The organism is Candidatus Limimorpha avicola (assembly GCF_056978975.1).
The window spans coordinates 25,642-45,568 of record NZ_DBMCYK010000001.1 but is presented as its reverse complement, the minus strand read 5'-3'; the positions used below and the strand labels follow the sequence as shown (position 1 = coordinate 45,568).

16 protein-coding genes are annotated in these 19,927 nt (G+C 39.7%); 7 read left to right on the top strand and 9 right to left on the bottom strand.

Annotation, left to right across the window (positions count from 1 at the left end):
* Positions 1-4: 4 nt before the first annotated feature.
* On the bottom strand, positions 5-589 hold the full coding sequence (gene ruvA / locus ACZOVS_RS00185) for a Holliday junction branch migration protein RuvA (RefSeq protein ID WP_483995218.1): 585 nt from the start codon (positions 587-589) through the stop codon (positions 5-7).
* Between the two features lie 169 nt (positions 590-758).
* Between ruvA and ACZOVS_RS00180 the strand changes: the two genes are divergently transcribed.
* The gene (locus ACZOVS_RS00180) at positions 759-1,976 is read left to right on the top strand and encodes a 6-phosphofructokinase (protein WP_483995217.1); all 1,218 of its coding nucleotides are present in this window, start codon (positions 759-761) and stop codon (positions 1,974-1,976) included.
* 126 nt (positions 1,977-2,102) lie between these two features.
* Here ACZOVS_RS00180 and ACZOVS_RS00175 read toward each other — a convergent pair whose 3' ends face one another.
* Positions 2,103-3,056, bottom strand: coding sequence for an NAD(P)-dependent oxidoreductase (locus ACZOVS_RS00175; protein WP_483995216.1), 954 nt, complete (start codon positions 3,054-3,056; stop codon positions 2,103-2,105).
* A 418-nt stretch (positions 3,057-3,474) separates the two neighbouring features.
* Between ACZOVS_RS00175 and ACZOVS_RS00170 the strand changes: the two genes are divergently transcribed.
* The 3 genes from ACZOVS_RS00170 to ACZOVS_RS00160 all read left to right on the top strand — a co-directional run bounded on the left by ACZOVS_RS00170 (position 3,475) and on the right by ACZOVS_RS00160 (position 8,516).
* On the top strand, positions 3,475-5,274 hold the full coding sequence (locus ACZOVS_RS00170) for a DEAD/DEAH box helicase (RefSeq protein WP_483995215.1): 1,800 nt from the start codon (positions 3,475-3,477) through the stop codon (positions 5,272-5,274).
* A gap of 242 nt (positions 5,275-5,516) precedes the next feature.
* Positions 5,517-6,998, top strand: coding sequence for a T9SS type A sorting domain-containing protein (locus ACZOVS_RS00165; RefSeq protein ID WP_483995214.1), 1,482 nt, complete (start codon positions 5,517-5,519; stop codon positions 6,996-6,998).
* A gap of 30 nt (positions 6,999-7,028) precedes the next feature.
* Entirely contained in the window at positions 7,029-8,516 is a 1,488-nt protein-coding gene (locus ACZOVS_RS00160; RefSeq protein ID WP_483995213.1) for a T9SS type A sorting domain-containing protein, read from the top strand.
* Positions 8,517-9,325: 809 nt separating this feature from the next.
* Here the strand turns inward: ACZOVS_RS00160 and ACZOVS_RS00155 are convergent.
* Positions 9,326-10,468, bottom strand: coding sequence for a sialidase family protein (locus ACZOVS_RS00155; protein ID WP_483995212.1), 1,143 nt, complete (start codon positions 10,466-10,468; stop codon positions 9,326-9,328).
* A gap of 430 nt (positions 10,469-10,898) precedes the next feature.
* On the opposite strand from ACZOVS_RS00155, the gene ACZOVS_RS00150 reads away from it, so the two are divergent.
* From ACZOVS_RS00150 to ACZOVS_RS00140, 3 genes are read left to right on the top strand one after another with little or no spacing between them, the layout of a single operon-like run.
* The gene (locus ACZOVS_RS00150; RefSeq protein WP_483995211.1) at positions 10,899-11,954 is read left to right on the top strand and encodes a DNA adenine methylase; all 1,056 of its coding nucleotides are present in this window, start codon (positions 10,899-10,901) and stop codon (positions 11,952-11,954) included.
* A gap of 12 nt (positions 11,955-11,966) precedes the next feature.
* On the top strand, positions 11,967-12,581 hold the full coding sequence (locus tag ACZOVS_RS00145) for a hypothetical protein (RefSeq protein WP_483995210.1): 615 nt from the start codon (positions 11,967-11,969) through the stop codon (positions 12,579-12,581).
* Positions 12,582-13,052 (top strand): hypothetical protein, encoded by a 471-nt coding sequence (locus ACZOVS_RS00140; RefSeq protein ID WP_483995209.1) that lies wholly within the window; start codon positions 12,582-12,584, stop codon positions 13,050-13,052.
* Positions 13,053-13,178: 126 nt separating this feature from the next.
* On the opposite strand, the gene ACZOVS_RS00135 is transcribed toward ACZOVS_RS00140, so the two are convergent.
* From ACZOVS_RS00135 to ACZOVS_RS00110, 6 genes are read right to left on the bottom strand one after another with little or no spacing between them, the layout of a single operon-like run.
* On the bottom strand, positions 13,179-13,940 hold the full coding sequence (locus ACZOVS_RS00135; protein ID WP_483995208.1) for a LytR/AlgR family response regulator transcription factor: 762 nt from the start codon (positions 13,938-13,940) through the stop codon (positions 13,179-13,181).
* A complete protein-coding gene (locus ACZOVS_RS00130) occupies positions 13,937-15,019 on the bottom strand; it encodes a sensor histidine kinase (RefSeq protein WP_483995207.1) in 1,083 nt (360 codons plus the stop codon). Before ACZOVS_RS00130 ends, ACZOVS_RS00135 begins: the two co-directional genes overlap by 4 nt.
* The gene (locus ACZOVS_RS00125; protein WP_483995206.1) at positions 15,012-16,232 is read right to left on the bottom strand and encodes an ABC transporter permease; all 1,221 of its coding nucleotides are present in this window, start codon (positions 16,230-16,232) and stop codon (positions 15,012-15,014) included. Before ACZOVS_RS00125 ends, ACZOVS_RS00130 begins: the two co-directional genes overlap by 8 nt.
* 11 nt (positions 16,233-16,243) lie before the next feature.
* Positions 16,244-16,987 (bottom strand): ABC transporter ATP-binding protein, encoded by a 744-nt coding sequence (locus ACZOVS_RS00120; RefSeq protein ID WP_483995205.1) that lies wholly within the window; start codon positions 16,985-16,987, stop codon positions 16,244-16,246.
* On the bottom strand, positions 16,987-18,216 hold the full coding sequence (locus ACZOVS_RS00115; protein WP_483995204.1) for an efflux RND transporter periplasmic adaptor subunit: 1,230 nt from the start codon (positions 18,214-18,216) through the stop codon (positions 16,987-16,989). Before ACZOVS_RS00115 ends, ACZOVS_RS00120 begins: the two co-directional genes overlap by 1 nt.
* Before the next feature lie 15 nt (positions 18,217-18,231).
* Positions 18,232-19,527, bottom strand: coding sequence for a TolC family protein (locus ACZOVS_RS00110; protein WP_483995203.1), 1,296 nt, complete (start codon positions 19,525-19,527; stop codon positions 18,232-18,234).
* Positions 19,528-19,927: the final 400 nt, after the last annotated feature.

The window sequence follows — 19,927 nt, the reverse complement described above, 5'->3', positions numbered from 1 at the left end:
TCAATCATAATAAACGGAGAGCCTCTTTGATGAGGTCCTCAACCGTAGGATTTTGCATTTTCTGTATAAGTTTATCCAAGGTTTTTTCGATATTTACCCTACTAAATCCTAAAACCATTAATGCAGATAACGATTCTTCTTTCAATGTATTGTTTGTTACAGGTGATTTTTCATCATCGGTCAACGACAGTTTATCTACTTTGTCATGCAAGTCAACAACAATACGCTGGGCTGTCTTAGCACCTATGCCTTTGACACGTTGTATCGCTTTAGCGTCGTTGCCTGAGATAGCACAGATGGCTTCATTCACAGTCATGGAAGACAATATAAGTCGTGCCGTGTTGCACCCTATGCCCGACACCGAAGTCAGTTGAAGAAACAGAGCTTTCTCCTGTTCAGTATAAAAACCGTAAAGCGTATGAGCGTCTTCGCGTATGGCAAGATGCACATAAAGTTTTACATTATCTTGTTCGCCAATGGCGGTAAAAGTGTTCAATGATATATTTATCATGTATCCAATACCATGATTATCAATGATTACATACGCAGGATTCTTTTCTACTATATTACCAGAAATGAAACTATACATGATTTCTTCTTAAATTTAATGCATGTCAAAGTTCAGTTTGCAAAGATATGAAAAAAATAAGATACGAGAATTTTAATTTTTTTAAAAATATTTACCGCAAAATGTATTTTCTATCAATACAATTTATACCTTTGCACAAGGTTTGGAGAATAACTAAAACACAATAATTATGGTACCATCAGTGGTTATACTTGCAGGAGGCGGTCCTGCACCGGGTATTAATACCGTCATCAGCACTGTCGCCAAGGCTTTTCTAAGTGACAATTACAGAGTTATCGGTCTTCATGAAGGCTACAAAAATCTTTTCAAAGCCAATCCCAAGATTGTGGATATCGACTTTCTTTATGCCGATCAAATCATGAAGATGGGAGGCTCTGCTCTTCAAATGAGCAGATATAAACCGAAAAATGAGGAGTTCAATGTTGACTTCTTTGTCAAAAACAACGTCAAACTCCTTGTCACCATAGGAGGCGACGATACTGCATCGACAGCAAATCGTATATCCAAGTTTTTGACTTCCAACAATATAGAAGTACGCAACATACACGTCCCGAAGACCATAGACAATGACTTGCCTCTTCCTGAAGGCTCACCCACTTTCGGATATTATTCAGCCAAGGAGGCAGGAGTAAAAATTTCACAGACTGTTTATGAAGATGCACGTACCAGCGGCAACTGGTTTGTAGTATCTGCCATGGGACGTGAAGCCGGACATCTCGCTTTCGGAATGGGCGCCGCATGTCATTATCCTATGATTATCATACCGGAGATGTTCAACAAGACCGAAGTGACATTCGAGCGTATCCTGCGTCTTATCATCAGCGCTATGATAAAACGCAAGATGATAGGCGTCAACTACGGCGTGGCTATTGTCAGCGAAGGAGTGTTCCATTTCATGTCTAATGATGAGATACACAATTCCGGGGTCAATTTCTCATACGATGAGCACGGACATCCGGAACTCGGCAACGTCAGCAAGGCACATATTTTCAACATGCTCCTTCAGCAAAGATTACGTCAGATAGGTTTATCTATAAAAAGCCGCCCTGTTGAGATAGGTTACGAAATACGTTGCGTGGACCCTTGTGCTTTCGATTTGCTATATTGCAGCATTCTCGGTTTCGGCGTAAAGAAACTGTTCGACCAGGGCGTGACTGGCGCAATGGTGACTGCCGACCCCATAGGTGAAGTGAAACCGCTCTTCCTTAAAGATGTGGAAGATGAAAACGGCAAGGTGAAACCTCGTCTCGTCAACATGAATGGAGAAAAAGCCAAACTCATCTTCAACCATTGCCTGCAATATATCACGCCAAACGACTATGAAGCAGCCAAAAAATTTGTCCCTAATCCGGAAGACTATGACTTCTTAAAAATATTGAATTGGTAAAACTATACATTTAACAGTTATTAAACAGATAAAAACGGGATGCTACTTGCACATCCCGTTTTTTATTTATATGAGACACCATATCTTTTATTATACAAGATATTATAAAACAGTCAACAGTTGATATTATTCATTTTTTATATTGAACAACGCACAAATCTTGTCTATCAGCACCATCGCCATGCGGATATTGGACTCGTGCGTCCATCCGGCTATATGCGGACTTAACACCACATTGCGCATATTGATAAGTTTACGATAAGAAGGCGGCAAAATGTCTGCCTGTATGTCTTCAAAAGAAAACTTCTCATATTCAAGGACATCCAAGCATGCTCCGAGAATCTTGCCATTCTCCAATGCCTCTACGAGTGCATCTGTCTGCACCACAGGACCTCTTGCCACATTAATAAGGTAAATAGGTTTCTGAAAACGTGCTATATATTCTCTGTTGACGAGATATCTCGTCTCTTCCGTAAGAGGCACATGAAAACTGATAATGTCAGCTTCACGGAAGATGGTATCCATATCGCTTTCCTCGACATAATCATTGCCAAAGCCGGTCTTGTATTTGTCGTATGCAAGCATTCTACATTCGAAGCCGGACAATTTCGCGGCAAATTTAGAGCCATTGTTCCCGTAACCTATTATGCCCACTGTTTTTCCCTTTATCTCTACACCTCTGTTCTCGGCACGAAGCCAGATACCGCGGCGTACCTCATCATCCACTATTATGATGCGGTCGAAAAGCGAGAGCAACATGGCTATGGCATGTTCTCCGACAGCGTCTCTGTTACCTTCAGGTGCATTCAAACATTTAATACCCAACTCATCACACAATTTCATGTCGATATTTTCCATGCCGGCGCCAACACGGGCAACGAATTTCAACTTTTTCGCCAAAGGCAATATCTTGTCATCAAGATGTATCTTGCTGCGAATGACAAAACCTACATATTGGTCGGCAATCTTCTGATAATCGGCAAGTTTGTATCCGTCAAAATAATCACACTGAAATCCAAGTTCTGTCAAACGCTCAGAAAGATAAGGATGTGCAGTATCTATAAACAATATCTTATCCATAATTTTTTTTGCAAAAATAATAAAAAGCCTGTTAAAAAACAGATGCAAAGTTATTTTATAAGACTCAGAAAAGTTGCTTTTGAAAATTTGATACTGCAAACTTTAAAACATCCTGTTGTATTTGAAATGCTTTCCTTGATAACAAGGAACTTTTCCATATACATGGAAAATTCATCGGTTCCACAAAAAGTTAAATTTATTAAAACATTTATTATCAGAACAATATACAAGGAAAATTTGTGTAATCATGCTAAATAAATCATAAAAATATTTAAAAAACATATATTAATGATAAAAATATTCATATTTTTCAAATTATAAAATCTCGACATGTCGGATTATTGCAATTAAACTACGCAACAAATGTCGATCTTATTGTAAAATATTATATCTTTGCACCCACAATACAAGAGTATCTATGTCTCAATTTCAAGATTTTAATTTGAATCCGTCATTACTCCGGGCCATTGAAGAGCTTGGTTTCACGGAACCCATGCCTATACAAAGAGAAACATTGCCGGTATTATTGTCCAAACGCACTGACCTTGTCGGATTGGCACAGACAGGTACCGGAAAAACTGCAGCTTTCGGTCTGCCATTATTGCAAAACATAGACCCCAAGAGACGCAGCGTCCAGGCATTGGTATTATGTCCTACACGGGAATTATGTCTTCAGATAACGAAAGATCTTAAGAACTATGCCAAATATATACCGGAAATAATGGTAGTTCCTGTTTATGGAGGTGCGAGCATAGAAGCACAATTCAAAGACCTTGCCAAGAAGCCCCAAATCATTGTGGCGACGCCGGGACGTCTGCAGGACATGATAAGACGCGACAGGATAGACTTCAGCGAGGTGCAGTGGATGGTACTCGATGAGGCAGACGAGATGCTCGACATGGGCTTCCAGGAAGATGTAGATGCCATTTTGGAATATATGCCGGAACAAAAAAACATCTTACTCTTCTCCGCCACCATGCCTGTGGAAGTGGAAAAGATACTCAACCATTACATGAAAGACCCTGTAAGAATATCGATAGGTCAGCGCAACTCCGGCACTGCCAACGTGCGGCATAACTATTATCTCATCAAGGCAAGCGACAGATACCTTGCCCTAAAACGTCTGATAGACTACTACCCTTCAATTTACGGGATAGTGTTCTGCCGTACCAAGATAGAGACACAGGAAGTCGCCGACAACCTCATACACGACGGATACAACGCCGCCTCGCTGCACGGCGACCTCTCTCAGGCTCAACGCGACATGGTGATGAACCATTTCCGTCAACGTTATCTTCAGATACTCGTTGCCACCGACGTGGCGGCAAGAGGTCTCGATGTCAACAACCTCACCCATATCATCAACTACAACTTGCCGGACGATACCGACACCTACATCCACCGTAGCGGTCGTACCGGACGTGCCGACAAGACAGGTATCTGCATCAGTCTCATTCATACCAAAGAGAAACATAAAATAAAAGCTATTGAAAAACAACTCGGTCAGACTATAGAAAAAGCCCTGCTGCCTACTGCCAAACAGGTTTGTGAGAAACAACTGTTCAACCATATCGACAGATTGGAGAAAGTGGACATCATGCGCGACGATATAGAAGACTATCTGCCCATAGTATTCAGAAAACTCGACTGGCTCTCAAGAGAAGAATTGATTACAAGAGTGGTGGCTCTCAACTTCAACCGTTTTCTCGACTATTACAAAGATGCCAAAGATCTTAACGTCGAGGAATCCAAAGAGAAGAAAAAAGATAAAAAAGACAAAAAGGACAAAAACGAATACGACGACAGCGGACTCGTGAGACTGTTCTTCGGCCTCGGCAAAAAAGACAAGATAAAACCTAACAGCATAATAGGCAAAATCAACGATGTCACCAACACCAACAAAATACGCATCGGTCGCATCGAGATGTTAGACAACTTCTCCTTTGTCGCTGTCGATGAGGATGAGGCTCAATATATTGTGGACTGCTTTGCCGACAAACGCAAAAACCGCGAAGGCATAAGAGTTGAGATAACGACAGGAGAACCTAAAGCTAAAAAACGCAACAAGAAAAAAGAGGGTGGCGAGAGTCGCTCCAAACGACGCAACCGCAACTTCGACAACGACCGTCCGGAAAGAAAAAACCGTGACAAATACGGCGACAAAAGCTATCGCCCCGAACACGACAAAAACAACAGAAACAAGAAAAAACGCAGATAATATCGTTTGAAACTTAGTTGATGATTATAATTATGGTGACGTTTTTATAAATGCCTCCATAATTATTCATGTTTATTCCTATTTGTGCAATATATATACAAGATTTTGCTTGATTTCAAAACCGATATGCAAAACTTTATTGCAAATTTTATTTTAAATTATTGAAAATATTCTCTAAAAAATTTGTTTTTTGCAAATTTTATATTATATTTGTCGCAATGTTATTAAAAAAATATCTAACCATGAAAAGAAAACTTTTTACTTTAATCAAAATGCATGCATCATCAGCAATAACTTTCGTTCTGATCTTCTTTAACTATACAATATCTTATTCTCAAAACCTGACAAAAAGCAATCCCGCCGATGATTTCTGGATAGAAATAGAAACCTCAGGCGAAAATTATCAAAGCCCTGTCGCTCGTACAATTGATACAGTTTATGCCGGCACGGAACATGGTGTCGTCATGAGTACCGACACTTGCAAAACCTGGCAATCCATCGGACCTATTCACTGCTATATTTCTTTATTATGCCTTACTGACAACGGAGACCTTATTGCCGGTTGTGATCCATGGTATAATGGCAGCATTATTCAAAAATGGGACGGCATAAGTTGGACAAACATGTATCTGAACGACTATAATACTGCCAAATCAATAATTCAAGCATCCGATGGCTCTCTGATAGTCGGTAATTCCAATGGCATTTTCAGGTTTGATAATGGAATATGGAGAAAAACTTATAATCTCAGTAATTATCTGCTTGCAGAAGTCGAAAGTTTATTGGAACTTGATAACGGTGTGATTCTCGCTGCCATTAGTAACGGAGATTTATATCATATTGGTATTCTTCGTTCTACAGATCACGGAATCTCATGGGAACACGTAGGTTTAAGTGATACCGATCATATTGTCTTGTCCAAAAACTCGGAAAATGATGTTTATGCTGCTACAGATAATGGAATTTTTATCTCCCTCGACTCCGGATTGACATGGAACATTTTAATTGATAATATAATTTCTTACTCTTCATTAATCGATGGAAACGATGTAATCTATGTCTCCTGTCATAAGAATGGAGAGGAAATCTATAGAACGACGGCATCCGACAATTATGTTTTAGATAAAATAAATCAAGGTATAAATTTAATTGGAGAAGAAAGATTATCAATGTCGGAAGACGGATATCTTTTTGCATACTATAAGGATGGATATTTTAATAAATTATACCGCAGCCGCGAGTCGGTGTATTCTGAATTTTCAGTCGAACTTGTTGCCGAACCTGCAGACGCAGGCTTCGTAAACGGTTCAGGCTATTATCTCTTCGGCGACCGTGCACAACTTAATGCCTCCCCTTCCAACGGCTATCAGTTCGTGTGCTGGATGAACCAAGACGGCGACACTATCTCCTGTGATCCAGACTACAGGCATTTCGTTACTCGCAACAACCTTATCACTGCTCTATTCGATGAAGTTTCAGACATGCCGGAGTTTTCATCGAACTCAACTTTAATATGGCCCAACCCCGTTTCCGATGTCTTATCCATAGATGGACTGCATGACAATGATATTATAACAATCTACGATGTAACAGGCTGTATGGTTTACCGACAATCTTATCACGGCAACACCGGGATAAACATGAGCACTCTCAATTCCGGAATTTATTTCATGAGTGTTGAATCCGTCTCTGGAAAATCTGTATTGAAACTTGTAAAACAATAATCTTGAATATGTTATTTACAAAAATATAATATGAAAAATTTTACTAAATCTTTTAGCCTTATGGTATTATTTGCCATGTTTATGAGTTTGAATGCTCAAAACCTGACAAAAAGCAATCCGGCCAATGACTTCTGGACTATCATTGAACCTCCATTGCCTAATTCTGCGGTATCTTCACTTATTGAGGATAAACAAGGAAATATTGTGGTTGCATTGGGAGATAATAGAAAGGGTGTTTTCTTATCAAGAGATGAAGGTATAACCTGGGACTCTTTGGGACTTTCCGGTGTTTATATTTACCGTTTATACCAAAATTTCGACGGAAGGTTGTTTGCTACTTCAGGCGCTTATCATGGTTTATATGTTTTGGAAGAAGGAAGTACCGGATGGATTGGGATACCAAATCCAGGAAAAGACAATATTACGGCTATTCTGGGTACAGAAGACACCACTTTGTTTATTGGTGGTTGGGAGGGTATTTACAAAAATAAAGACTGGAATAATTATTCATGGGAATATGTTTTCCAACTTGAAGGCGGTACTACCCAAGTTAAAGATTTTATTGATGTGGGAAACGGTATCCTTTTGGCAAGTGTCACCGATTATTTGATGTGGGACCTGGGCGGCATTTTACGCTCCATCGATAATGGAGATACTTGGGAATTTGTGGAATTAGAAGACAATTTTATGGAATCTTTTGCAAAAAACTCGCATAATGTGATATTTGCCAGCAGTTATGACTGGGACCATTCACTCTATAAGTCTGAGGATTTTGGCGCCACTTGGGAACTGTTGCCCAACTGTTTTGAATGTATTCCTTCCATTGTTGTCGATTCTAACGATATCCTCTACACTGTCCGCCATTGTGATCTCGGCATTCCTCAAGGTGTATTTCGCTCCTCTGATGATGGTAAATCGTTTGACCCTTTGGAAGACATGACATCTATTCCCATTCATAATTTATATCTTTCTCCGGATGGTTACCTCTACGCTTATAGTCAATGGGCTGATAATATGATTTACCGCAGCCGCGAGTCGGTGTATTCTGAATTTTCAGTCGAACTTGTTGCCGAACCTGCAGACGCAGGCTTCGTAAACGGTTCAGGCTATTATCTCTTCGGCGACCGTGCACAACTTAATGCCTCCCCTTCCAACGGCTATCAGTTCGTGTGCTGGATGAACCAAGACGGCGACACTATCTCCTGTGATCCAGACTACAGGCATTTCGTTACTCGCAACAACCTTATCACTGCTCTATTCGATGAAGTTTCAGACATGCCGGAGTTTTCATCGAACTCAACTTTAATATGGCCCAACCCCGTTTCCGATGTCTTATCCATAGATGGACTGCATGACAATGATATTATAACAATTTACGATGTAACAGGCTGTATGGTTTACCGACAATCTTATCACGGCAACACCGGGATAAACATGAGCACTCTCAATTCCGGAATTTACTTCATGAGTGTTGAATCCGTCTCGGGAAAATCTGTATTGAAACTTGTAAAACAATAATCTTATTATCATTAATATAAAAAAGAAAGGAAAAAATAGTTACATTTAACATCATTAACCGGTGGACTTTTTGAGCCTGATTTATAATACTTTGAAAATCATGCATATATACCAATAAATCAATCAAAGGAGTTATATTTATATTGATAATCAATTAATTTATAATAATTTGTCGGACTCCCATGAAATCCATAATGTTTTTCACTCCTAAATAACATTTTTGTTCTTAAATAAATATCACACAAAGTAGAGACGTCATGCCATGGCGTCTCTTCAATTCGTTGAAAAATAACATTTGTCCATAAATAAATTTCATATAAAGATTTTATCCCTACAGCAATGATTTACAATAATTAATATAGCACCAATACAAAGACAAACCAAACATTGAAACTTATGAAAAGAAAATTCCACATTGATTTTTATTTCTCAGACTTTTACCTGACAATAATGAATAAGAAATCCATGTATTTTCATCTGCCTTTTAAGACATCTTTTGTATCAATATCATTTTCTCGGTCAACATTCTGCTTGTTTAATCTATAAAAGAAGGATACATTCAGGATACATCAAGGATACATTCAGGATACATAAATCATATTTATGGATACATTTAGGATACATTTATCTGTTTTTTCAACATTTAATATATCCCATATCAAAAATAAAACCTGGTCCATTTTTGTTGTAACAATAGTCTTTCTGTCTTCAAACCCTTGTAAGCATCAAAAACACAACATTGATTTTTAATAATTTGTTATAATGAGACACAGCATGTCAATCCCATGTCATGACGACATCATTCCGTTTCAGTCCGAAAGTTTACCATTCATCAGCCAGTCCGGGTCAAAACGGTAAAACACCATCTCATAGCCATCTTCATCATGTTGTTTTTCCTCGACATACAGTCCAATCGTACCGTCCTGGAGCACACACAATGAAGAATAAGCCGAATAACGCGGCACCACACATTTGCCAAGATGCCATGTCGAACCTTCATCGAGACTATAATAAACCGAAACATCGCGTCGTGTATCGCCCTGGGGCAGTGAGTGCAGCAATATGTCACGTTTGCCGATACCGTCGGCAAAAGAATAACGTATCATGTCACCGTTACAGGCAGGACCCGTCAAGTCATCCCATTCAGACACGGTATCATTCCAGCTAATACCGCCGTCATGCGATATATTGTACCATCGTTTTCCTGAATGTCTAATGCTCATCAGTATAGATCCGTCGGCGAGTTCAGTCACTTTCGCCTCGTCGCCGCCTTGTGAAGCACGCTGCGACAAATGCCAGGTCTCGCCATTATCGTCTGAATAAACGACATAATTGTTAAGTTTATATTCATCATTTTCACGTACGGCGGCGACGAACATGACACGTCCGTTTCGTGTCACCAATCCGTTGCCGGAGCCAAAGAACGAGGCTCTCCATGTCTGACGTACCGGGTCGGGACAATCTTTTCCGAAGATATAAGGAGTGATATCTCTCGGCTCGCTCCATGTCCTGCCGTTATCATAGCTTCGCACCATATAAGAACGTTGCGGATTGTCAGCCGTTGACTCCCACAAGCCGCAGCCGCCGACAAAAACCGCTATCAACACATTGTCATCTGCAGCACGCGACACGGCACAATCGCCATAGCCGGCGCCTCTGCCTTTCCCTTCCGCCACAACGACAGGCTCGCTCCACGTCCTGCCATTATCCGTACTATATCTGCAGACAATGTCGATATCTTCAGGAAGGTCAGCCTCACTGAACTTGCGTCTGTCGGTAAATGACACAATACTGCCGTCGGATGCAGTAATAACGGCAGGAATCCTGTAATTTTGCGAGCCATAGTCTCCCGGCGAGAACAACAAAGTCCTCTCCACACCTTCCTGTGCCGCCATATTAGTCATGAATACTGACAGCATTATAAAAGCAATAAATATCTTTGCGGTTTTCATAACATTTCTTTTGCAGCAAAGATAATACAAAGTAATGAAAGCGAATATACGACAGAATAAGAATATTGCATCTTCACAATAACATCTGTTATTCTGACAACTGACGATGCCGGAACACAGGCAATCACCTATCTTTCATGAAAATGAGGTATAGTATTTAACAAAAAACAGCAGACTGTCGGCCCCCGACATCATTGAAATCTGTTTCAAATGATAATGGAATGTCTCAAGAAATATTTTCATTTATTGCCAACATAATGTATTACATGAAAAATTCAAGTACATCAATATAATTATGACAATTCCACGAATTTCGACTTATTTCATAAACATCATTTCATATTATCGAGAAATAAGATTAGACAAAATAATTATTCACAATATCATTTTAATCGATAAAATCGAGTACTTTTGCAAGTAAATAAATATCATGCTTTTCAAGGACACAAAATATTTGGATTTCAAGTTTCCAGAACCTCAATATTTAGGAGCGAAATATATTCACAGAGGATGGATTGCTCAATATATCCCGGATGACGTCAATACAGTGCTGGACGCCTTCTCCGGTTCACAATCCATAGCATATATGCTCAAACAACTTGGTAAAAAGGTCATTACCAATGATTTTTTAAGTTTTAACAATCTTACCGGCAAGGCTCTGATAGAAAATCCTGGATTTATACTTGAAAAACATGATATTGAAATTCTTTTTTCAGACAACAGCAATCCTTCTGAGTTCAATTTAATTGACAAATTATACTCCGGTTTGTTTTTCCGGCATGAAGATTCCGTATTTGCCGATAGTTTTCGCAGCAATGTCCACAAACTGAACAATCAATATAAGCAAGCATTGGCATTGACTATAATGTGCAGAAGCATGACACGAAAAGTTACCATGGGTCATTTTGCTCATACTCAAGCATTGGTGTATGCTGCTGATCCTGCCCGTGTAAAACGCAATCGCAGTTTAATAAGACCATTAAAAGAATTGTTTACGGATTTACTTCCCGACTACAATGCTGCAATTTTCGACAACAAACAAAAAAATATCAGTTATAATAAAAACATTCTCGAACTATTGCCTCTGTTGAAAGACATAGACTTGGTATATTTTGACCCTCCATATTGCAACAGTCATGCTGACTATCAGTCATTTTACCATTTGTTGGAGACTTATGTCGAATATTGGAAAGACAAACAGTTTGTAAACGGGACCAAACGATATGAACCCAAAAGATACAGCGGATTTGACAAAAACAGTGAAGCTGTTTCAAGTCTTAAATTAATGTTCGAGCGTGCTAATCACATTCCCAATTGGCTGATAAGTTACAATGATCGCAGTTATCCCGACATTGATACTATGATTGAGTTGATAGAACCTTACCGTAATGTAAAGATAAAAAGAAAGACATATAATACGGGTCGCGGTGGAAAAGGCAGCGTAGCCGGAAGCAGTGAAATCCTTTTAGTGTGTACAACAAAATAAACACTTGCAATCATGACAAATTTTGAAAAATGGAATAAAGCATTCAAAACACAAGACCTGTATGCATTCAACCACAACGAAAATGCTGTCCTATGGCTCAAAGTCAGAGCAATATGTAGAGGCAAACAAATACAACATTTTATTAATGAGAATAAAATAACTCTTTCTTCCTCCAAAATTGCAGAACAAAACGCTGAACTCTTTGAAATACTCGAAACAATGCCGGATGCCATGCAACGCCTTGATGCTTTCTTAAATGAAAAAGACAATGAATGGTATAATACAATGGGAATAAACAATGATACTCTCAAAGAAGATTCATATAAGGTACGTCATTATGTTTGGGGTGGAGACCGAAACAACTCATTGGATAAACATCTCATAAGTAAATATGTAAAAGTTATCAGTAATTATGATGAATTGTTATGCAAACAAAACGAAATAGCTGAAGATGCCTGGAATTATATACAAACAAGTTGGTATAACAATTGGACGTCATATTTGATTGAATCGTTATTTAAGAAACATGAAAGAGTAATCTCTGCAGTAGGTGAAATAAAAAGTATCGATTTTTTTATTGACAACATTCCTATCGATCTGAAAGTTACATTTTTTCCAAATCAATAAATGGATGAAAAAATAAAAGCCAAACTCGGTAAAAAAGAACTTACCTGGTTAAAACAAAAAGCCAAGGAACTCGGAATCACTGCTGACAACACATTAACAGAAACACAACAAATATATACGTTGTCTGAAAAATTATCCGAGATCGGCAATACTGAGATTCTTCAAGAATTGAATAACAAACGTAAAGAAGTTATTAACGAATCACAGGCAAATACAATTGAACTTATGACATGGTTATATACCAATCAAGGAGAAATGCGTTTCGGTGCAGAAAACAGACTTTTTGTAATTCTTGCAGATTCTACAGACATAAGTCAGTCTTGGAAAATGAAACGTGCATTCTCTTTAATAGAGCCTAAAATAAAAGATTATTTAAACAATTTTAACAGTGACATTTTGAAAACGATAAACTACTCATTCAAAGGAAATCATTATAAGAGTTTGGCTGATGCAATCTTTATCATCAAATAACATCTGCCATTTTATGATTTACATGTTTAAAAAGTAATACGAATTACCGATTATTTCAAAATTACACCCAAATCCCAACTTCAACACCAAGTTATCATGTCGTCATGAAAACAAAGGTCACTGTCATCAACCGGCATACCAATCCTTAAATTCCGTAACTCTCGCCTTGCTTACTATGATACGTTCGCTTACCGGCACTTTAAGATTCAACGACACCTTATTTCCAAACCATACCGAAACATCTTTTATGGCATCATGCGACACTATATATTGCCTGTTGGCACGAAAAAACTTTTGCGGATTAAGTTGTTTCATCAACTCGTCAAGATTGTCGCTTAGATAATATATTTTTTCATCAAATGCAACTGCCTTGATAGTCTTGGCATCTATAAATATGTATGCTATATCCGAAGTGGCAAGAGGTATGAGCTTATCCTGTTTGGGAACAAGAAAATACGATTTGTAATGTCGTTCTCCCATAGCGAATTTTTTAACAAATTCATTTATTACGGAAGAATGCTCATACTTCTCACCTGTCAAATTACGGTATTTTGTCATTGCCTTATAGACATCTTCTTTACTAATAGGTTTCAGAAGATAATCTATACTGTTGACTTTAAAAGCTTTAAGTGCATATTCATTATATGCGGTAGTGAATATTATGGGACATTTGATATCCACTTTTTCAAAGATAAGAAAAGAAGAGCCGTCAGCAAGATTGATATCCAAAAACACCAGGTCCGGTGTCTCATGAGTCTCGAACCATTCAACACTATCTTCAACAGTCTGCAACACCGTCAGGATTTCTACATCAGGTTCTATCTCTTTCACTATCTTGCAAAGTACATCAGCTGCAAGATGTTCATCTTCAATAATCAGTATTTTCATATCATTTTCGGTTTAAACAATGCCACTTTCACCTCAAAACGTCCATCTATTTTCTTGATATCTATGTCTCTTCCACATTTCAAACGCTGTCTTTCCGACAAATTGGCAAGACCTATACCGTTTCCCGATTCCATACCCTTTTTTGGTTGTATTTTATTACTTACTGTAACTACAGATTCATCTTTATCAGCAGTTACATCAATAGTCAACGGTGTCTTGTCACTGATAACATTGTGTTTTACCGCATTCTCTATCAATATCTGAACACTTAACGGCAATATCATATACTGTAATACATCGCCATCAATATTATTATAATTGATTTTTATGCTCTCACCGAATCGTATCTGCAACAAATTGCAATATGACTTGCAAAAATCTATCTCCTGTGACAAAGTGACAGAGTCTTCATTACGTAGCGTATAACGCAGCACCTCCGACAATTCCTTGATAAATACCGATGCTTTATCGGTATCCAACCTTACAAGTGACTGCAAAGTATTGAGAGAGTTAAAAATAAAATGCGGATTCAATTGATTTTTAAGCACTTCATAACGTGAACGCAGGTTCTCCGATATTAATATCTCATTATCTATTTCCATCTTCTTCCTATTGTAATCCGAAAGCATCAGATGAGAAGACAATATCACCATCAATGTTACTATGATATTGCGCAAAAAGTCATTACGTACCATCATGACATAAAAATGAGTTGGCCTGACATCATTTTTATCAATAAAAACAACATACAGTACAAGCATTATCGCGGTCATCAACAATGTTATCATCAACGAGCCTGTCACTTCCAAAAATATTTTCCATCCCTTTTTCAGGTTGAGACGTGTATATATCTGAAAATCGTATAGATAAACAACAAATGCAAGTATTATCACCAACAACAGATTAAACAACATCTTTTCAAGATGTATCGGAGGTCTTCTCCAATAGTTGCCATGTTGTATAAGGAACTCATCACTAAAATACAAACTCAGGAATACACCAATATGTATTAACAAACCTATTGCCACCGACAATATCAAAAAGGTCTTTATGCTTGCATAATATTTGTTGTTATTCATATCTCAAAGCATTAATAGGGTCGAGTGAAGAAGCTTTCTTGGCAGGGTACCATCCGAAGAAGACACCTGTTGCAGCACATACCAAAAATGACAACAACACCGCCGGAGTACTTATAATAAACGGCCATCCTTGCCAAACAGACAAACCGTATGAGATAAGCAGTCCAAAAACTATGCCAATAAGGCCGCCAATAAGGCTCAATATAACGCTTTCGCATAAGAACTGCATCAAAATGCTACTGCTATGCGCACCTATTGCCATCCTCAGACCTATCTCCTTGGTACGTTCTGTAACAGTGACATACATGATATTCATGATTCCTATGCCTCCTACTATCAGCGATATGGCAGCTATGGCAGTCAACAATGTAGTCATCATGCCGCTTATGGATGACATCATCTCCAACATCTCCGCCTGTGTACGCACCTCAAAGTCATCGTCTGCGCCATCCTTGATTTTGTGTGAGGCACGCAACAAGGTTTCTATTTCTTTGACAGCCTCATCAGCCACGGATTCCGACATGGCAGAAGCCATTATCATGTGTATGTAATCAATGCCCAACATACGTTTCTGCACTGTGGTATAAGGCATTATCAAGACATCATCCTGATCTTCTCCCATCTGATTCTCTCCTTTGGCTTTCAATGTGCCTATTACCTTCACCGGCATGTTGCCAACCCTTATCACCTTGCCTATGGGGTCTGTCCCTTCATCGAACAACTCTTCCACTATGGTCTGCCCTATCAACGCCACTTTGGAATATTTGCGTATGTCGTCGTCAGTGAAGTTGGCACCTGTTTCCAATTCGAATTTGCGTATCGACATAAGTTCCGTATTGCCTCCCATGATAGTGCCGGACCAGTTGTAATTGCCGTTTATTATCTGTGCACTTGCATTGAAGACAGGACTTACCGCCGAAAGATAATGAGCCTTTTCCTCAATAAGCTGCACATCTTTTATCTTCAACGACTGCACATTGTCACGTCCTGTTGACACGCCCCGTTCTCTCATCCTTGCACGCATCACCATAATGAGATTGGTTCCCATCTGCGACACCTGATTATTAATGCTCGCCTGGGAACTCTCGCCGACTCCTACCATGGTAATGACAGACGAGATACCTATTACTATGCCCAACATGGTGAGCAATGCCCTTGTCTTGTTCCGCATCAAAGCGGTATAAGCTATTTTTGTCAGATTAAATATATTCATCTCTCAACATTTTATTCGTCAATATCAGGAGGCATCTCTTCGAGAGCCTTACGTGCCGACCTGTATTCGGCTTTACCATCGCTAATAATATGTCCGTCGCGCAACATAATAGTGCGTGAAGTAAAAGTGGCGATGTCGGATTCATGAGTTACAAAAGCTATCGTTTTACCTTTGCCGTTAAGTTCCTGAAACAGGCTCATTATCTCGAACGACGTTCTTGTATCTAAGTTTCCCGTCGCCTCGTCAGCCAACAATATCACTGGGTCGTTGACTATGGCGCGTGCTATTGCCACACGTTGCTGTTGTCCTCCTGACAACTGATTGGGCATGTGTTCCATACGGTCTTTCAGTCCCACCAGCTCGAGAGCTTCTATTGCACGTTCCCTACGTTCCCTGACAGATATTTTGTTGTTGTACAACAGAGGCAACTCCACATTTTCTATGGCAGACGTACGCGGCAAGAGGTTATACGACTGAAACACAAAGCCTATCTTGTGGTTTCTGATGTCAGCAAGTTCATTGCGCGAGCGGTCTTTCACCGAGATGCCGTCTATGTAGTACGTTCCTGAAGTAGGAGTATCCAGACAACCCAGAATATTGAGCATGGTAGATTTGCCGCTGCCGCTCGAGCCCATGATACTCACGAACTCACCGGGATATATCTCGAAAGACACTCCTTTCAAGGCATGAACTTCTTCACCGCCCACCATGAAGGTTCGCCTCAGATTCTCTATTTTCAATATAGGATGTGCCATTATTTACTCTTGTTTTTATCGTTGTTGTTTTTTCTTCCGGGAGGTGTAGGCATGAAAGGATTGGAGTCCTGCCTTGAAGTTTTCTGTTTTTTTGTCACAAAATTAGCCGACAGCACTATGGAATCGCCTTCTGCAACGCCATTTCTCACAATTTTGTAAACCCCGTCGCTTATGTCAGTACTGATAAAACGCGGAGTCATGACGCCTTCATTCAACACCCATACCATTTCCGAATCTCTATTCTCTTTTCCCGGCATCATTGCAGTAGCATGAGAGTTCTTGGCACGTGCATCATTTTTGTCAAACGACTCCATCACCTTTTGCGAAGGAGTGAAATTCAATGCCTCTACCGGCACAGCCAAACCGGAATGTTCTTCCGTCACTATGGTGACGCTTGCCGTCATGCCGGGAAGCAGTTTGTAATCAGGATTGGGAGCTTCTATTATCACGGTATATGTCACCACGTTGTTAGTGGTAGTAGGTTCCAGTCTTATCTGCTGCACCTCGCCATGGAAAACGTCGTTTATATAGGCATCCACCGTAAACTCCACTTTCTGCCCCTCTTTCACCTGGCCTATGTCAGCTTCATCGACGTCGGCCTCCACTTTCATCTGTGTAAGGTCATTGGCAATGGTAAAAAGAGTAGGAGTGCTATAAGAAGCAGCCACTGTCTGACCCTCCTCCACTTCACGCGACAACACCACGCCGTCAATAGGAGAATATATCTCTGCATAGCCGAGATTCACCTTTGCCTGGTCGAGGTTGGACTTGGCATTCTGCAGTTGTGTCTCCGCCTTTACAAGGTCGTTGCTTGCCTCTTCATAGTTCACCTTCGTCGTGGCATTAGCCTCGTACAACAGCTTGGTTCTCTCGAAGTTACCGGAAGAATATTCCAACTCGCTCTCAGCACTTTTGAGCGATGCTTCAGCCTGACGTACATTCTCCAAAAGATTGGACTTGTCCAACTCGGCAAGTATCTGTCCTTTTTTTACCTCGCTGTTGTAATCCACAAAGATTTTATCTATCTCACCCGACACCTGTGTTCCCACCGTAACCTGTTCCACAGGCTGAATGGTACCGGTAGCAGTGACGGTATTTATAACAGTATAGTCCTCCACTGTATATGTCCTGACAACAAGTTCTTCATCATCATGCATCAGTATAATTACAGCTATTACAATGACAGCAGCGGCTGCAAGAGCCCAAATTAACTTTCTTCGTTTTTTCATAATATAATATTTACTTCAAAATGTTATCTTTTTTCCCATATAAATATCCAATATCTTCCTTTGCAATATAAAAGAATACTTGTTCTGTATATAGCTGTTCAGAGCTTCCGTATATCCGAGTTGCTGAGAAAGCAAGTCATAAGCGGTGATGGTGCCATACAGAAACTGTGAATTATAAGCCTCGAAGGACTTCAGGTATGCATCTGCCGAGAGTTTTGACACCTTATATTTGTTATACGTTGACAACACATTGTAATACTCCTCTGTCACGGTCTGTCTCAAGACGAAGCGGCTGTTTGCCAAAGACAACTGTGTACGTTGCAATTCTATTTCACTTTGTTTTACCTTAAGCCTGGTATTGCCTTTATTATATATTGGAATACTGAGCGACAAGCTGACACTCTCCGACAGCTCATTAACCAATTGATTCCCCATATTACCCCAACCACTGTGTCCGGTATTCAGACCGGCGCCGACACTGACAGAAGGCAACATGTCGGATTTGGACAGTTTCACATTCATGCCGGCAATATCTATGTCATATTGTCCCATTTTCAACTCGGGAGAATATGACTCGGCGGCCGACAATGCCTCTTCCAAGGAAGGCAACACCGACAGCTGCGCTATATCTGCCGTGTCGGGAAATATCACCTCCAACGGCGTCGAGGCATCCATAGACATCAACAGCTTCAAGTTCAACAAGCTGTTTTCAATGGCAATACGGGTATCCACCACATTGTTGGTATCCGTGGCATACTGAGCCTCAAGAAGCAGATAATCGCTCTCTATCATGGCGCCTGCCTCGAATTTCACGGCGCCCTGCCTCATGATCTCATAGCTGCTGTTCAACACCTCCTCCTGATATTTCAACAACTCTTCATTACCCAGAATGGTAAGAAATGCCTGTAATATCTGAATAGACAGGTTGTCATCATACTGTTGCAACTCCATACCCGCCTGTTCCAAGGCAAGTTCCTGTATCTCAATATTATTCTTGATACTACCTCCCTGATATACCGACACGGAGGCATCAATGCCGGCACTGCCGGAAAAAAGACTGCCGTCATTGCTGTTGGAAAAGCCTTCACTGACATGCGCACTCACCGAAGGCAACCTGTCTCTCTTGGACTGTTGCAACGACAAATCCTGCGACTGCCGCGTCAACTCCAACGACTGCCTCTCATAACTGTTGCCATAAGCATAGTTGATGCAATCTTCAAAAGTGAACCTGACAACGGCTTCTTTTTGCTCTTCTTGTCCGACACATCTTAATGCCAACATCAAGACTGTTACCATTAATATTATCCTCATAGTTCTCAGTTTTATGGTACAAAATTATTCCACACATAAATTCTTATATCAAAAATATTACTGAAACAGCAAAATCGGAAGTTGAAACGCCATTTTCACAATCTCATTTTACATGCCTTCCCGAGCAAAACCTCATTATTTCTGTTGAATTTCACTATTTTTACTATCGTAAAGACTGAAATATTCCAATATAATCACAAACAACAGATTTTTCTATCCTTAGATTACTGTAATTTAAAAATTATATTTACAATAATTTGATTGATAATCAAAATGTTACAGCAATTGTTAATATCTTTTTAAAAAAATATCAATTTTTTATGCACTATTTATAAAAATTCTCTTATCTTTGCGGTCTGCAAGCAATAGGAGAATTTTGGATAGGTTTTATAAGTTATGA

Bases quoted from the DNA above. Each gene is read 5' to 3' on its own strand.
- ruvA (WP_483995218.1), bottom strand. From the start codon at position 589: ATGTATAGTTTCATTTCTGGTAATATAGTAGAAAAGAATCCTGCGTAT.
- ACZOVS_RS00180 (WP_483995217.1), top strand. From the start codon at position 759: ATGGTACCATCAGTGGTTATACTTGCAGGAGGCGGTCCTGCACCGGGT.
- ACZOVS_RS00175 (WP_483995216.1), bottom strand. From the start codon at position 3,056: ATGGATAAGATATTGTTTATAGATACTGCACATCCTTATCTTTCTGAG.
- ACZOVS_RS00170 (WP_483995215.1), top strand. From the start codon at position 3,475: ATGTCTCAATTTCAAGATTTTAATTTGAATCCGTCATTACTCCGGGCC.
- ACZOVS_RS00165 (WP_483995214.1), top strand. From the start codon at position 5,517: ATGAAAAGAAAACTTTTTACTTTAATCAAAATGCATGCATCATCAGCA.
- ACZOVS_RS00160 (WP_483995213.1), top strand. From the start codon at position 7,029: ATGAAAAATTTTACTAAATCTTTTAGCCTTATGGTATTATTTGCCATG.
- ACZOVS_RS00155 (WP_483995212.1), bottom strand. From the start codon at position 10,468: ATGAAAACCGCAAAGATATTTATTGCTTTTATAATGCTGTCAGTATTC.
- ACZOVS_RS00150 (WP_483995211.1), top strand. From the start codon at position 10,899: ATGCTTTTCAAGGACACAAAATATTTGGATTTCAAGTTTCCAGAACCT.
- ACZOVS_RS00145 (WP_483995210.1), top strand. From the start codon at position 11,967: ATGACAAATTTTGAAAAATGGAATAAAGCATTCAAAACACAAGACCTG.
- ACZOVS_RS00140 (WP_483995209.1), top strand. From the start codon at position 12,582: ATGGATGAAAAAATAAAAGCCAAACTCGGTAAAAAAGAACTTACCTGG.
- ACZOVS_RS00135 (WP_483995208.1), bottom strand. From the start codon at position 13,940: ATGAAAATACTGATTATTGAAGATGAACATCTTGCAGCTGATGTACTT.
- ACZOVS_RS00130 (WP_483995207.1), bottom strand. From the start codon at position 15,019: ATGAATAACAACAAATATTATGCAAGCATAAAGACCTTTTTGATATTG.
- ACZOVS_RS00125 (WP_483995206.1), bottom strand. From the start codon at position 16,232: ATGAATATATTTAATCTGACAAAAATAGCTTATACCGCTTTGATGCGG.
- ACZOVS_RS00120 (WP_483995205.1), bottom strand. From the start codon at position 16,987: ATGGCACATCCTATATTGAAAATAGAGAATCTGAGGCGAACCTTCATG.
- ACZOVS_RS00115 (WP_483995204.1), bottom strand. From the start codon at position 18,216: ATGAAAAAACGAAGAAAGTTAATTTGGGCTCTTGCAGCCGCTGCTGTC.
- ACZOVS_RS00110 (WP_483995203.1), bottom strand. From the start codon at position 19,527: ATGAGGATAATATTAATGGTAACAGTCTTGATGTTGGCATTAAGATGT.